Origin of the sequence: Janthinobacterium sp. RA13 (assembly GCF_000745325.1) — a bacterium.
Classification (GTDB): domain Bacteria; phylum Pseudomonadota; class Gammaproteobacteria; order Burkholderiales; family Burkholderiaceae_D; genus Janthinobacterium; species Janthinobacterium rivuli.
The window spans coordinates 927,573-942,580 of record NZ_JQNP01000001.1; the positions used below are offsets into that span (position 1 = coordinate 927,573).

Sequence of the window (15,008 nt, forward strand, 5' to 3'; positions counted from 1 at the left end):
TACGATGGACTGGCAATTCTGGATCGACCGGGGCGGCACCTTTACGGACATCGTGGCGCGCCGTCCTGACGGCAGCCTGGCCACGCATAAACTGCTGTCGGAGAACCCGGGCCAGTACCGCGACGCGGCGCTGGCCGGCATGCGCCAGCTGATGGACCTGGCGCCTGACGCGCCGCTGCCCGTGGAACGGGTGGGCGCCATCAAGATGGGCACCACGGTGGCGACCAATGCGCTGCTCGAACGCAAGGGCGAGCCGACCGTGCTGGCCATCACGCGCGGTTTTCGCGACGCCTTGCGCATCGCCTACCAGAACCGTCCGCAGCTGTTCGCGCGCCAGATCATCCTGCCGGAACTGCTGTACGGCGACGTGATCGAGATCGAGGAGCGCATGGGCGCGCACGGCGACGTCGTGACGCCGCTCGACGAGGCGGCCGCGCGCACGGCGCTGGCAAATGCGCATGCGCGCGGCGTGCGCGCCATCGCGGTCGTGCTGATGCACGGCTACCGCCACCACGCGCACGAGGCGCGGGTGGCGCAGCTGGCGCGCGAGGCAGGTTTTACGCAGGTGTCCGTGTCGCACGAGGTCAGCCCCATGATGAAACTGGTGGCGCGCGGCGACACGACCGTGGTCGACGCCTATCTGTCGCCGATTTTGCGCCGCTATGTCGTCCAGCTGGCGATGGAGCTGCCCGGCGTGCATCTGCAATTCATGCAGTCGAACGGCGGCTTGACGGATGCGCGGGCCTTCCAGGGCAAGGACAGCATTTTGTCCGGCCCCGCAGGCGGCATCGTCGGCATGGTGCGCGCCAGCGCGCTGGCCGGCTTCGATAAAGTCATCGGCTTCGACATGGGCGGCACCTCCACCGACGTGTCGCATTACGCGGGCGAGTTCGAACGCGTGTTCGAGACGCAGATCGCCGGCGTGCGCATGCGCGCGCCCATGATGAGCATCCACACGGTGGCCGCGGGCGGCGGCTCCATCCTGCATTTCGATGGCGCCCGCTACAAGGTGGGGCCGGACAGCGCGGGCGCCAATCCCGGCCCCGCCAGCTACCGGCGCGGCGGCCCGCTGGCCGTCACCGACTGCAACGTCATGCTGGGCAAGCTGCAGCCCGCCTTCTTCCCCCGCGTCTTCGGTCCCGACGCGAATGAAGCGCTGGACGCGGCCACGGTGCGCGCCCAGTTCGAAGCGCTGGCGCGCACGGTGAACTCGACGCCGGAAGAAGTGGCCGAAGGCTATATCGCCATCGCCGTAGGGAACATGGCCAACGCCATCAAGCAGATTTCCGTACAGCGCGGCCACGACGTCACCGAGTACACGCTCACCAGCTTTGGCGGCGCGGGCGGCCAGCATGCCTGCCTGGTGGCCGATGCGCTGGGCATGCGCACGGTGTTCATCCACAGCCTGGCGGGCGTGATGTCGGCCTACGGCATGGGCCTGGCCGACCAGAGCGCCATGCGCGAGCGCGCCATCGAGGCGGCGTTGGGCGCGGACCTGGCCGGCGATTTCGCGCAACTGGGCGAACTGGCGCGTGGCGACTTGCTGCGCCAGGGCGTGGAAGGGAAGCGCATCGCGCTGGTGTCGCGCATGCACCTGCGCTACGAAGGCACGGATTCGGCCCTCGTCGTGCTGTTCGATACGGTGGCGAGCATGCAGGCGCAATTTGAAGCGGCCTACAAAAAACGCTTTTCCTTTTTGATGCCGGCGCGTGCGCTGATCGTCGAGGCGATCTCCGTGGAAGCCATCGGCGCGTCCGATGCGCCGCAAGTGGCCGCGCCGGTCCATGCACCGCGCGCAGGCGTGCTGGCGCCCGTGCAGATGGTGGACATGTACTGCGCCGGCGCGTGGCGCGACAGCGGCCTGTATGGGGCAGACAGCCTGCGCCCCGGCGATAGCATCGATGGCCCGGCCATCGTCAGCGACGCCAACGCCACCACCGTGATCGAACCGGGCTGGCGCGCGGACGTCACGGCGCACGGCCATCTGGTCTTGCGCAGGGTTGTCGCCTTGCCGGAGCGGCGCGCCAAGGGGTTGCAAACAGCGACGCAGGCCGATCCCGTGATGCTGGAAATTTTCAATAACCTGTTCATGTCGATTGCCGAGCAGATGGGCCTGCGCCTGCAAAATACGGCCCATTCCGTCAACATCAAGGAGCGGCTCGATTTCAGCTGCGCCATCTTCGACGCGCAAGGCCATTTGATCGCCAACGCGCCGCACATGCCCGTGCACCTCGGTTCCATGGGCGAGAGCATCCGCACCGTCATGACGCGCAATGCGGGCGCCATGCGGCCGGCCGACGTCTTCATGCTCAATGATCCTTATCACGGCGGCACGCATCTGCCCGACGTGACGGTGATCTCGCCGGTGTTCGATGAGGCGGGCGGCGCCATCCTGTTCTACGTCGGCTCGCGCGGCCACCATGCGGACATCGGCGGCACGACACCCGGTTCCATGCCGCCCGACTCCACGCGCATCGAGGAAGAGGGCGTGTTGATCGACAACTTCAAGCTGGTCGACGGCGCCACGGGTTTGCTGCGCGAAGACGCAACCCTGGCCCTGCTGGCGGGCGCCAGCTGGCCGGCCCGCAATCCGCAGCAGAATGTGGCTGACCTGCGCGCCCAGGTGGCGGCCAACCAGAAGGGGGCCGAAGAACTGCACAAGATGGTCGCGCATTTCGGCTTGGCTGTCGTGCAAGCCTACATGGGCCACGTGCAGGACAATGCCGAGGAAGCCGTGCGCAGGGTCATCACGACCTTGATGGATGGCAGCTATGCGCTGGACCTGGACAACGGCGCGCGCATCCAGGTGGCGATCAGGGTCGACGTGGCGCGGCGCAGCGCCGTCATCGACTTCACGGGAACGTCCAGCCAGTTGCCCAACAACTTCAATGCGCCGTCCGCCGTCTGCATGGCGGCCGTGCTGTACGTGTTCCGTACCCTCGTTGACGACGAGATTCCCCTGAACGCGGGCTGCCTGAAGCCGCTCACGGTAATCATCCCGTCCGGCTCCATGCTCAATCCGCAGTATCCGGCCTCCGTCGTCTCGGGCAATGTGGAAACCTCGACCTGCATCACGAATGCCCTGTATGGCGCGCTGGGGGCGATGGCAGCCTCGCAGGGGACGATGAACAATTTCACCTTCGGCAGCGAAAAGTACCAGTATTACGAGACGATATCGGGCGGCTCGGGCGCCGGCCCCGGTTTTGACGGCACGGACGTGGTGCAGACGAACATGACCAATTCGCGCCTGACGGATCCGGAAATCCTCGAGTGGCGCTTTCCTGTGCGGCTGGACAGCTACAGCATCCGCGCAGGGTCGGGCGGGGCGGGGCGCTGGCACGGCGGCAATGGCGGCGTGCGCCGGGTGCGCTTCCTGGAACCGATGACGGCGGCGATCCTGTCGAACAACCGCATCCATCCGCCTTTCGGCATGGATGGCGGCGCGGCGGGTGCGCTGGGACGCAATTACGTGGAGCGGGCGGACGGCACGGTGGAGCACCTGGCGCATATCGGCAAGACCGATATGCAGGCGGGCGACGTGTTCGTGATCGAGACGCCGGGTGGCGGCGCTTACGGCAAGACGGAGTAGGCCGCGCCGGTACTGGCACTGGCGCCGCTCAGCTGCGCGCGCACCTGGCCCACGTCGCGCATGGGCGCGCGGCCGAACTGGCGGCTGTATTCGCGGCTGAACTGCGATTCGCTGGCGTAGCCGACCCGGTAGCCGGCCGTGCCTGCGTCGATCTGCTCGACCAGCATGAGGCGCCGCGCTTCCTGCAATCGCAGCAGCTTCTGGTACTGCATCGGCGTCATGGCCGTAATCGCCTTGAAGTGGTGGTGCAGCGACGACATGCTCATGTTCGCCATGCCGGCCAGGTGCTCGATGCGCAGCGGCTCGCAATAATTGTGCTTGATCCAGTCGATGGCTTGCCCCACCTGGTGCGACTGGCTGCTGGCCAGCGCCATGTGCCGCAGGCGCGCGCCGACGGGTCCATTGAGCAGGCGGTACGTCAGCTCGCGGCGGATCAATGGCGCCAAGGTGGCGATTTCCCCCGGTTTGTCCAGCAGGCGCACGAGGCGCAGCATGGCGTCGAGCAGCTCGGCCGACACGTCGCTGACGGAAATGCCGCGCGTGGCGGGCAGGATTTTCTGCTGCGCCGCGCTGTCGCTGCTGCTTTCGCTATCGAGCAGCGCGGCCACGTCGGCGATGTCGATGCCGAGCACCACGCACAGGTGCGGCTTGTCTTCGCTCGCTTCCACCACGCGCACCTGCACCGGCAAGTCGACGGACGTCAGCAGATACTGCATGCGGCTGTAATGGAAGGTTTCGCTGCCCAGGGTGACGTCTTTCGCGCCCTGCGCGATGATGGCCACGCTGGGGCGCGCCGCATGGAACAGCGATTCCGTGACCGAGGACTGGCGGTGGAAACTGAGGTTGCCGATGGCCGTCGCGTAGTCGCCCGTGCGCGGCGCGTGGCGGCTGATCAGGGCGGCGATTTCATCTTGTGGAGTAAGTGGCGGGGACATGGTGTTCAGGATGCGTGAGGCTAAGAAGAGAAGAGCAGGGGCTGATCTTACGCAGATTTGGAGGATCGTGCAAAGGTCTTGCAGGATCGCGGTAACGGCGGCCGGGCATCTCGGGCACACTTGTGCAATCGCATGCATGGCACGCGTCACCCCTCGCCACACACATCTAGATACAGGAGTTTTCATGACCACCATCGCCAAAGGCTACGCCGCACTGGGCCCGACTTCCGCACTGCAACCGTTCACGTTCGAGCGCCGCGCGCCGCGCGAAGACGACGTGGCCATCTCGATCAAATACTGTGGCGTGTGCCATTCCGATATCCACCAGGCGCGCGACGAATGGGGCGGCGCCGCTTTCCCGATGGTGCCCGGCCATGAAATCGCCGGCGTCGTCACGGCCGTTGGCGCCAACGTCAGCAAGTTCAAGGTGGGCGACCACGTGGGCGTGGGCTGCTTCGTCGATTCCTGCACCACCTGCAAGACGCGCAACGTGGACCTGGAACAGTATATGCCAGGCCTGATCCAGACCTACAACGGCGTCGAAGCGGACGGCAAGACGGCCACGCAGGGCGGCTACTCGGACAGCATCGTCGTCAAGGAAGGCTATGTGCTGTCGATTCCCGACAACCTGCCGCTGGACGCCGCGGCGCCGCTGCTGTGCGCCGGCATCACCCTGTATTCGCCGCTGAACCACTGGAAGGCCGGCCCTGGCAAGCAGGTCGCCATCCTGGGCATGGGTGGCCTGGGCCACATGGGCGTCAAGATCGCCCACGCCATGGGCGCCGAAGTGACGGTGCTGAGCCAGACTTTGTCGAAGCGCGAAGACGGCCTGCGCCTGGGCGCCGACCATTACTACGCTACCAACGATGCGGAAACGTTCAGCAAGCTGGCCGGCACGTTCGACCTGATCATCTGCACCGTGGGCGCGGCGATCGACTGGAACCAGTACATCAACCTGCTGAAAGTCGACGGCAACATGGTCATCGTCGGCATCCCCGACGGCGCCGTGCCGCCCGTGAACGCCTTCGGCCTGGTGGGCGCGCGCCGCAGCCTGTCCGGCTCCATGATCGGCTCGATCAAGGAAACCCAGGAAATGCTGGATTTCTGTGGCAAGCACAATATTGTGTCGGACATCGAGATCATCCGCATTCAGGATATCAATGAAGCGTTTGAGCGCGTGGTCAAAAGCGATGTACGCTACCGCTTCGTGATCGACATGGCATCGCTGTAACGCTCGAGAAAAAGCCCAGGGCGTTGTTGCCGCGTCTCGCCGTACTATTCGTACTGTCTTCGACGCGGCGCCTAGCCCTGGGCATTTTTCGGGCGTTCCAACCGCTATGCTTTAAAAGCAAAAACGGCTGCTATCTGGTTGACCTGTGTTTGTTGGATTACGCGCTTTGCGCTAATCCAACCTACGCATATCCAGCAGTCCGGTAGGTCGGATTAGCTCGTAGAGCGTAATCCGACAATCCCCCTGAACGCCCCCATCCCCGCCAAAAATCAAGCTCCCGCGTCAATTTTTCTTTCCTTGCGTCAAAAATCGGCATAAAATGAAACTGTACAGTACAGTTTCACTACGTGGATTTAAAAAAATCAGCCATCCCCGGCGTGTTGGCCCGGGCAGGGGAGGCGTCATGGATAAAAAATGGACACTTCAGTAAATAAAGGAGCGCCGGCGATCCCGGCGGTCTTCAGGGGCAAGCGGCTTGCCTTGACGGTTTTCGGCATTTTTCTCGGATTTTCCGGCCTGGCCCTGGCCGCCGGCGGCATCGAACTTATTACCCTCGGCGGTTCTTGGTACTACCTGCTGGCCGGTCTCGGCCTGCTCCTTGCCGGCGTGATGTATCTGCGCCGCAAACCGTTGGCGAGCGGCATCGTCGCCGCGCTGGTCATCGCCACCCTGGTCTGGGCCGTGTGGGAAATCGGCTTCGCCTTCTGGCCCATGGTGCCGCGCCTGGCGCCGTTCCTCGTCATCGGCCTGGTGGCCGCCTTGCTGCATCCGTGGCTGGCGGGGCGCAAGCACACCGGCCAGTCGCGCGGTTTCGCGGCGCTGCTCGCCGTCGTGCTGGTGGCCGGTTTCGCCGCCATGTTCAAGCCGCACGGTGTGCTGGACGCCACCGTGCAGCCGCAGCAGGATGCGATCGCGGCGGTGAACGGCGGCAGTGCCAACTGGGCGCATTACGGCTATGGCCCGAAGGGCACGCGCTTTGCGCCGTACACGCAGATCGACAAGCGGAATGCCGGCCAGCTGCAAGTGGCGTGGACTTACCGCTCGGGCGAGCTGGCCGAAGGCGCGTCCGAATCGCAAAACACGCCGCTGCAGATCGGCGACACCATCTACACGTGCACGCCGACGAGCAAGGTCATCGCGCTCGACGCGGACACGGGCAAGGAACGCTGGACCTTCGATCCGAAGCCGGCCAACATCAAAACGTGGAACCGCTGCCGCGGCGTGGCTTACTACGAGCCGGCAAAAGTGACGAATCCGTTCCGTTTTGACGGCATGGCCGCGGCCAGCGCGCCGGTGGCGGGTGCGTGCGCCAAACGCATCGTGCAAGTGACCATGGATGCGCGCCTGATTCAGATCGACGCGCAGACGGGCAAGCAGTGCGAGGGCTTCGGCGACAAGGGTTCCGTCGACCTGACCGTCGGCCTGGGCAAGGTTAAGATGAACGTGCCGTACTACGCCTACACGTCCGCGCCCACGGTGGCGCGCAACCTGATCATCCTCGGCGGCTGGGTCTTCGATGGCCGCTCCACCGATGAACCGTCGGGCGTCGTGCGCGCCTACAGCGCCGACACGGGGGAACTGGTGTGGGCCTGGGACCTGGGCAATCCGGCCATCACCAAGCTGCCGCCGGAAGGGCAGACCTACACGCGCAGCACGCCGAACATGTGGTCGGCGCCCGCCTTCGACGACGAATTGGGCCTGGTCTACCTGCCGACGGGGAACGAGCAGCCCGACTTCTGGGGCGGCAAGCGTCCGCCGCTGACGGAAAAATACGCGTCGGCCATCGTCGCCCTCGACATGGCCACGGGCCGCGAGCGCTGGACGTATCAGACCGTCCACCACGATATCTGGGATTACGACGTGGCCGCGCAGCCAGCCCTGTACGATGTCCCGGACGTCAAGGGCGGCAAAGGTGGAAAGATACCCGCGCTGGTGCAGCTGACCAAGCGTGGCCAGATCTTCATGCTGGACCGCCGCACGGGCAAACCGATCGCGGACGTGGTGGAAAAACCTGTGCCGCAAGAGCACGCGGCCGGCGACTGGGTGGCAAAAACGCAGCCATATTCCACCGGCATGCCGGCCCTCGGCGCGGAAACGCTGACGGAGCGCGACATGTGGGGCGCCACCTTCTTCGACCAGCTGGCCTGCCGCATCAGCTTCCGCAAGCTCAATTACCAGGGCGAGTTCACGGCGCCGAGCACCCGCGAAACCTTGATCTATCCGGGCTATTACGGCGGCTTCAACTGGGGCGGCGCGGCCGTCGATGAAAGCAATGGCTATATGTTCGTCAACGATATCCGCATGCCGCAAGTGGTCAGGCTGGTGCCGCGCGAAACGGTGGACGTGGCCACGCTGACGGCTGGCCACGGCGTGGGCAGCACCTATCCGATGGATGGCACGCCGTTCGTCATCGACCACAAGGCCTTCAATTCGCCGCTGGGCATACCGTGCCAAAGCCCGCCGTGGGGCGTGTTTGCCGCCATCGACCTCAAGACGAAGAAAAAAGTGTGGGAGCGTCCGGCCGGCACGGTGCAGGATGCGGTCGTCAATGGCGTCAAGGCGAGGCTGCCCATCCCGCTGGGCATGCCAACTTTGGGCGGCGGCATGAGCACGGCGTCCGGCCTCCTGTTTTATGCGGGCACGCAGGATTACTATTTGCGCGCCATGGATATCGCCACGGGCCGTGAAGTGTGGAAGGCGCGCCTGCCGGTCGGTTCGCAAGGCACGCCGATGACGTACGTGTCGCCCAAGTCGGGCCGCCAGTACGTCGTGGTGGTGGCGGGCGGCGCCCGCCAGAGTCCGGACCGGGGGGATTACGTGATAGCATACGCGCTTCCCAAGACACAGTAAGAGTTTGCTTCATGCCCCAGTTGCGCACCGTTCCCGCTTCCCCGAGTACCCGAAGCGAGGAGCGGCGGCGCAAGCTGCTGGTGGCGGCATCCAGGCTCTTTCTTGACTCCGGCTACGACGGCGTCAGCATGGATGCCATCGTGGCCGAGGCGGGTGGTTCGAAAGCCACCGCCTACCGCTATTTCGGCAGCAAGCAGGACCTGCTGGTGGCCGTGGTCGAATACCTGTGCGCCGATTTCATCATCGCGCTACGCCAGCTCGATACCTCGCAAGTCGGCCTGGAGCAGGGCTTGCAGCTGATCCTCGATGAACTGGTGGCCGTCGTCACCAGCCCCCGCCACGTGGATTTCTACCGCCTCGTCGTCACGGGCGCCGCCGCCGTGCCGGCCGTGGGCCTCACCTGGTACGAACATGGCCCGCAAGTGTGGCATGCATTGATCCTGCGCCTGCTGGAACAGCAGCGCACCCAGGGCCGTATCGCGCCCGACACCTCGTTTTCCAACCTGCCGCAGATTCTCTTCGACGCCGTCTTCTCGCACCTGACCACGCGCACCGTCATGCTGGGGCAGGGCGGCGATGCGGCCACGTTCCGGCCCTTGATCGCGGAGCTGATCGAGCTGGTGCTGGCGCGGGTGGGATGTGGCCGTGTGCCGCCGCGTTAAGCTGCACTGAAAATCACCCCCCCCCCCCTTTTTTTTCCACGGATTTGCAAGGGCATCCGACCCACGGTGCCGGTCTGATTCCGCCTGTCTTATCGGCCGGAGACTAGCCTCCGGCGCCGCGTCTGGATGATTTAAAAATAAATTTGTAATTGTGACAATGCGAGTGTTTTTAGCATTTTTTTATGATTATATTATTCACTGGCATGACGGAAATGAGCGATGTGCTTGATTTACGGCCATTCGACAGTTTCACGCACTTCCAGCATGGCTTTTCCCAGTTCATTTCCCGATTCATTCTTGAAGGGTGCGATGATGACAATACTGTTTAATGACTTGTCCTGGAATCAACAAGAGCAATTCAAGACCACATGCCTGCGCCATGGCATCGATCCAACCGCCGTTCGGGCGACACTATCAACCGAAAATATGGGCAAGGGCGTCTTGTGCGGCCATCCGGCGGCCAGTTCCGCTTTCCCGCCCGATAATATCGTCCAGGTCGACAGCATAAAACAGCTGAAAGCCCTGGGCCGCGGTGAGGGCGTGGACGATGTTCTCGGCGCCACAGGTGCGGCCGAGGTCAGCTACCCCACGCCGCTGGCCGAGATGGCGATGCCGGACCTGGCCGCATTTGGCGGGAAGGCCGTCAAGCTGCGCAACAGCCTCTCGCGTCCGCAATTCCAAGCCGTTTCCGACGCCATGAACGCCTACCTGCTCGGTGATTCAAGCCGCGTCGCGGACTATGAAGACTACATCAACACGCTGCACTTTCCGCTGCAAATGGCCGTCTACGCGGTGACCGACCTGGAAATCACGGCTGCCAATCCATTGCTGGTCGACAATTCGAACGCGCCCACCAGCCTGATATTCGGCACGGTCACGGTGCAGCCGGGCGGCTATATCGAGGCGCGGTCCACATTGCAGATGAATGTGCAAACCATGACCATCGTTTCCTGATCTCGTCACCGAGAATGTCGTAATTGTCACGTTTTATTTTCAACATCACAGGCAGTTGATGTTTCGTGTCGAGATCGCGAATATTAACGAATGGCTTCATTCCCATAATATGGCTGATGACTTGACGGATTTTTATCCAATCTGAAGGAGCGAGATGATGGTTAAACACTTTAAAGATCTGAGCGACGAGCAAGTGGCGAAATTCAATGCGCGCTGCGCCCAGCTCGGCGTGGACCCCAGCAAGATTCAGACCAGCGTGACGACCGCCGGCGCCGAGGACGGCCTGCACTGCGGGCATCCCGCCGCCAATTCGACTTTTCCTCCCGCGAACATCCTCAAGGTCGCCAATGTGGCGCAATTGAAGGCCCTGTGCGCCTGCAAGGACGAGGATTATGTGCGCGGGCTGGAAAGCGATGCCCAGGTCAGGTATCCGCAACCGCTCTCGGAGCTGGCGCTGCCGCCGCTGTCCTCCCACGGGCGCGACCTGGCTTTGATCGAGAACTTCATGACCGAGACCCAGAAGGCGGCGGTGGTGCAGGCCTTGCACGCTTTCCTGGTGGGCAACTCGAACAAGGTCAAGGATTACGAGGCGATCATCAACGCGATCCATTTTCCGATGTCGCTGGCGGTCTACGCAGCCCAGGACATCACGATCACCGCCGCCAATCCGCTGGTGCTCGATTCCGACCAGATCGGTTTGTACAATTTCGGCGTCGTGACGGTGGAGCCGGGCGGCAGTATCCAGGTCGTCACCGCCGCCCAGATGGATTCGCAGGTATTCAACGGCCAGACAGCGTTGGGCGGTGCCGGCGGCACCGTTCCGACCATTAACTTCCGGGGTGCCAACGGCAGCGACGGCACCGACGGCACGGCCGGCACCAACGGCAGCAACGGCGGCAATGCCGTGCAAGGTTCGCCGAGCGGCAATAACTGCGATTGCAACAATCCTTCGCCGGTGGCCGCCACGGCCAGCGGCAACGGCACTGCGGGCAGTGCCGGCACCCGGGGCGCGGACGGTTCCATTTCCGGCACCTCGGTGTTTTCGCTGGGCGCGATCTCCGGTCCGATCCAGGTGACCTACATCGGCGGCGTGGGTGGCAAAGGCGGCGCCGGCAAGGCTGGCGGCAATGGCGGCAATGGCGGCAACGCGGCCGGGGCGGCGGCTGCGCCCTGCAATAACTCATACGCCGGCACCCCGTCCGGTAATGGCGCCAATGGCGGCAACGGCGGCAATGGCGGCAATGGCGCCAACGGGCCGAACGTGACGATCTATTACTCCTCGATCACATCCGACACCACGTTTTCGATCGACACCTCGTCGATCGCCGCCGGCTCGGGCGGCGCGGCGGGCGCCGGCGGCGCGGCCGGCAGCGGTGGCACCGGCGGCGGCACGGCCGGGAACCCCGGCACGGCAGGCGTGCCCGGCATCACCGGTTCTCCAGGTACCCTCTCGGCGCGTCTGCAACCGGCGTAAGGGCAGCTTCACGACTGTGGGTGACCTCCCCGCGCAAGCCAGCGCGGGGTCTTGAAAGGGAGAAGAGATGACTACTTTTGATGGCAGCACTGCAGTGATACGTCTGCTTGGCCAGGATGCGATTCCGGTCCCGGACGCCGCCGCCGGCGCCGCTGGCACGGCGGGGGCCGCCGGTACGGCGGGCAGCTTGACGTCTGGAAAGTGCTGCAACTGTTCCAGCAACGGGAGCGCCGGCGGACCTGGCGGCTTTGGCAATAATGGTTCGCCCGGCGGGCCGGGCTGGCCGGCACCCACCTTCACGATGGTCGTCGGCAGCGTCGAGGGCTTGCTGACGATCTCCTCGACCGGTGGCGCGGGCGCCGCAGGCGGCGCGGGCGGAGTGGGCGGACTCGGCGGGCTCGGCGGCGCGGCCGGGCAAATGCCGGCTTCGGTCGAAACGAGTTGCCTGGAGGCGTCCGGCGGCAAATCGCCCGAGTGCAGCACGGCGGTCGGCGGCATCGGCGGCAATGGCGGCAATGGCGGCATCGGCGGCAATGCCGGTTCTGGCGGCAGCGGTGGCGGCGTCACCATCACCTACACCACCATGAGCGAACCGATCGTGGCGATCTCGACCGGCGGGCTGGCCGGTCCCGGCGGACTGGGCGGCATGGGCGGCGCCGGCGGCCTGGGCGGCGCCAACGAAGTCGCCTCGGGCACCAGCGATCCGAGCAACGCGGCCAGCGGCAGCGCCGGAGTGGCCGGTGCGAGCGGCAACCCCGGCGTGGCCGGCGCCGTCGGCGCGGTGCTGATACTGCAGAGTCAAACAGCGGTGGCGGCATGATGGCCGACGCCGCCCTCGAGTCCTACGACGCCGCGCTGGCAGCCGAACTGGTGCCGCTGGCCACCTTGGCCAACGCGTCGCTGGCGAACCTGTACCTGCCGTCCGACTGGGGCCTGGCATACAGCTACACCGGCGCCGCCTCGATGGGCGGCTGCCAGTACTTCCTGGCGGTCAGCCCAGCTTCCTCGCCGACCATGTGCGTGCTGGTGCTCGGCGCGCTGTGGAGCGATTTCATCGCCTTCTACACGCCCGACAACCATTCCTTGTTCCTGGTGCCGAGCAGCGTCGTCGGCACCGCCGCGGCGATCTCGGCCGACGGCGGCTTCGAGACCATGTACCAGTCCATCCGCAGGTCGCTGTGGGTAGACCTGGCCAAGATCCAGCGGACCATTCCCGCCTTCGCCACCACGTTGCCGCTGGTGGTGGTCGGCCTCGGGCCGGGCGCGCCGGTGGCGCAATTGGCGTCGCTCGACCTGCGGCCGAACAAGACGCTGTCGCCGTCGCCGGTGACCAGCTTGCAGTCCTACGTGTATTCCTGCCCGCCCTTCGCCGACGCCGCCTTCGCCGCCTCGTTCGCCAGCATGGTGCCGGCGGCCTACCGGGTGCAGGCGCCGGCCGACCTGTTCCCGTCGCAGCCGCTGCCGGCCAGCGGCTACGTCCAGGCCGGCGCACAGCAAAACCTGGCCATGGCGATCCCGACCTACGATTCGCCCTGGGTCGAGCGCGACGGTCCGTACTACCAGCAATTGCTGACCGGGGTGGCCCCCGTCAATGACGGCGCGGGCACAACGGCCGCGGTGCCCGGATTCGATCCGCTGCTGGCCTTTGCGATGGCCAAGCTGTCGGCCATCCCCTACCAGATGGCCCAGCATCCGGGCAGCACCCTGGCTTTCACTTACAGCCCCTACGTGCTGCAGCAAAACCTGAGCGTGGGCGCGACGGTCTGGGCCAGCCTGTTCGAGGGTCCCGACACGCTCGTCATTGCGCTGCGCGGCACGTTCACGTGGATCGAACTGATCACCCTCGTGAGCAATGCCGCCCCGTCCTCGCCAGCCTGGCTCGGCGGCAATTACGGGAAATATGCCCAGCCCCTGGTCGACCTGTATGCCAGCGGCCGCGACAGCCTGCGCGCCGCGCTCAACGTGCTGGGCAACAAGCCGGTGATCCTGACCGGGCACGACTGCGGCGGCGCGCTGGCCAACCTGATGGCGGTCGACATCCTGACCAATCCGCTGGCCGGCAATCGCACGGTCGCTTCGGTCTACACCTTCGGCACGGGACCGGCGGCCGATCTCACGTTCGCGCGCAACTATGGCTTGAGCCGCCTGGGCAGTTGCAATTTTCAGGTGGCCAGGACGCTCGACATCATGCCCGCCTTGCAACTGCTGGGCGCACCGCAAACCCTGGGCACGCCCGTGCCGTTGTCGGGAGGTGATTTCGACAGCTACAACGGCAGCACTTACCACGGCTTGTACAACTATATCGACCTTCTCAATCCAGGGAGCTGAACGATGGACGCTGTGACGCGACGCGCGATGTCGCCGTATTTTCTGCGCCAGCTGGAGTACTACGGGGTCGATCCGGCCGCGCTGGCCGGGCCGGTGCATGCCGGCCTGGTCCTGAGCGGGGATCCTGCGCAATCCGACCTGGCGCCCCAGTCGGTCGGACCGAGGCAGGCGGCCGTGTTCGCGTTGAGCGCACTGACCCTCGGGCCGGGGCAACGCTTGCTGGTGAGTGGCAGGGCCGGGCAGCGCGTGGTCCTGGTGCTCGCATCGCTGTCGATGGCGGACGACGCGCGCCTCGTCCTGACGGCCAACACCGATCTTGTGGTCGATCAATGGTGCCCCGGCGCGGCGCCGGGCGGAACCAGGGTGGTCCTGCTGACCGCCCCCGGCGGCCAGGCCGGCCCGGCCGGATCGCGGGGTGCAACGGGCGTGAACGGCGTTGACAGCCATACCCCGGGCGGCCCCGGCACCTTTGGCGGGGCCGGCGGGAACGGCAGTCGCGGCCTCGACAGTCCCGACGCGCTCATCACCATCGCGCGCCTGGGCGGCGACACGCTGTTCGAAGTCAGCGCGGGCAAGGGCGGCGATGGCGGCGCCGGCGGCAAGGGCGGCCAGGGCGGCCAGGGCGGGATCGATCCGGCCACCAGGAAGATGGCGGCGGGCGGCGCCGGCGCGGCCGGCGGACCCGGCGGCCATGGCGGTTCCGGCGGCAACGGCGGGCGCCTGCGGGTCTGGATCGAGGCGATCGATCCGGGCGCCAGCTTCACCACCCGTGCCGACCAGATACCGGGCGGCACGGCCGGCGCCGGCGGCGCGCCCGGCATTCCCGGGATGGGCCATCCGGATGGCGCATTCGGCCAGCCCGGTCTGCCGGGCAATCCCGGTTCGGCCGGCGCGCCCGGAGTGGTCGAAGTAAAGTTGGTTTGACGGAAACAGTCCTTGAAGCTCATGCAACGGGAGTAAATGATGTTCATCAACACGTTCTCTT

Annotated in this window: 10 protein-coding genes; 9 read left to right on the top strand and 1 reads right to left on the bottom strand. The window is 65.5% G+C overall.

The annotated features are described in order from the left end of the window. The first annotated feature begins 4 nt into the window (after positions 1-4). Positions 5-3,589 carry a hydantoinase B/oxoprolinase family protein gene (locus FG13_RS03935; RefSeq protein WP_035818548.1) on the top strand — a complete coding sequence of 1,195 codons (3,585 nt, stop codon included), beginning with the start codon at positions 5-7 and terminating at the stop codon, positions 3,587-3,589. Here FG13_RS03935 and FG13_RS03940 read toward each other — a convergent pair. Continuing rightward, on the bottom strand, positions 3,571-4,524 hold the full coding sequence (locus FG13_RS03940) for an AraC family transcriptional regulator (RefSeq protein WP_035818551.1): 954 nt from the start codon (positions 4,522-4,524) through the stop codon (positions 3,571-3,573). The two genes, FG13_RS03935 and FG13_RS03940, sit on opposite strands and share 19 nt — an antisense overlap. 184 nt (positions 4,525-4,708) lie before the next feature. On the opposite strand from FG13_RS03940, the gene FG13_RS03945 reads away from it, so the two are divergent. From FG13_RS03945 to FG13_RS31075, 8 genes are all read left to right on the top strand, one after another. Beyond that, a complete protein-coding gene (locus FG13_RS03945; RefSeq protein WP_035818554.1) occupies positions 4,709-5,755 on the top strand; it encodes an NAD(P)-dependent alcohol dehydrogenase in 1,047 nt (348 codons plus the stop codon). Positions 5,756-6,169: 414 nt separating this feature from the next. Further along, the gene (locus FG13_RS03950; RefSeq protein WP_081922410.1) at positions 6,170-8,605 is read left to right on the top strand and encodes a membrane-bound PQQ-dependent dehydrogenase, glucose/quinate/shikimate family; all 2,436 of its coding nucleotides are present in this window, start codon (positions 6,170-6,172) and stop codon (positions 8,603-8,605) included. Positions 8,606-8,616: 11 nt separating this feature from the next. Then, positions 8,617-9,267 carry a TetR/AcrR family transcriptional regulator gene (locus tag FG13_RS28725; protein ID WP_081922411.1) on the top strand — a complete coding sequence of 217 codons (651 nt, stop codon included), beginning with the start codon at positions 8,617-8,619 and terminating at the stop codon, positions 9,265-9,267. Between the two features lie 264 nt (positions 9,268-9,531). Continuing rightward, positions 9,532-10,221, top strand: a complete 690-nt coding sequence (locus tag FG13_RS03960; RefSeq protein ID WP_152598665.1) for a hypothetical protein — start codon at positions 9,532-9,534, stop codon at positions 10,219-10,221. A 154-nt stretch (positions 10,222-10,375) separates the two neighbouring features. Further along, positions 10,376-11,695: a hypothetical protein gene (locus FG13_RS03965; RefSeq protein WP_035818559.1), complete on the top strand. Its 1,320-nt coding sequence runs from the start codon at positions 10,376-10,378 to the stop codon at positions 11,693-11,695. 67 nt (positions 11,696-11,762) lie between these two features. Then, positions 11,763-12,515, top strand: a complete 753-nt coding sequence (locus FG13_RS31070) for a hypothetical protein (protein WP_051958480.1) — start codon at positions 11,763-11,765, stop codon at positions 12,513-12,515. Then, positions 12,512-14,023 (top strand): lipase family protein, encoded by a 1,512-nt coding sequence (locus FG13_RS03975; RefSeq protein ID WP_081922412.1) that lies wholly within the window; start codon positions 12,512-12,514, stop codon positions 14,021-14,023. Before FG13_RS31070 ends, FG13_RS03975 begins: the two co-directional genes overlap by 4 nt. Before the next feature lie 3 nt (positions 14,024-14,026). Further along, positions 14,027-14,947 (top strand): hypothetical protein, encoded by a 921-nt coding sequence (locus FG13_RS31075; RefSeq protein WP_152598666.1) that lies wholly within the window; start codon positions 14,027-14,029, stop codon positions 14,945-14,947. The last annotated feature ends 61 nt before the right edge of the window (positions 14,948-15,008 follow it).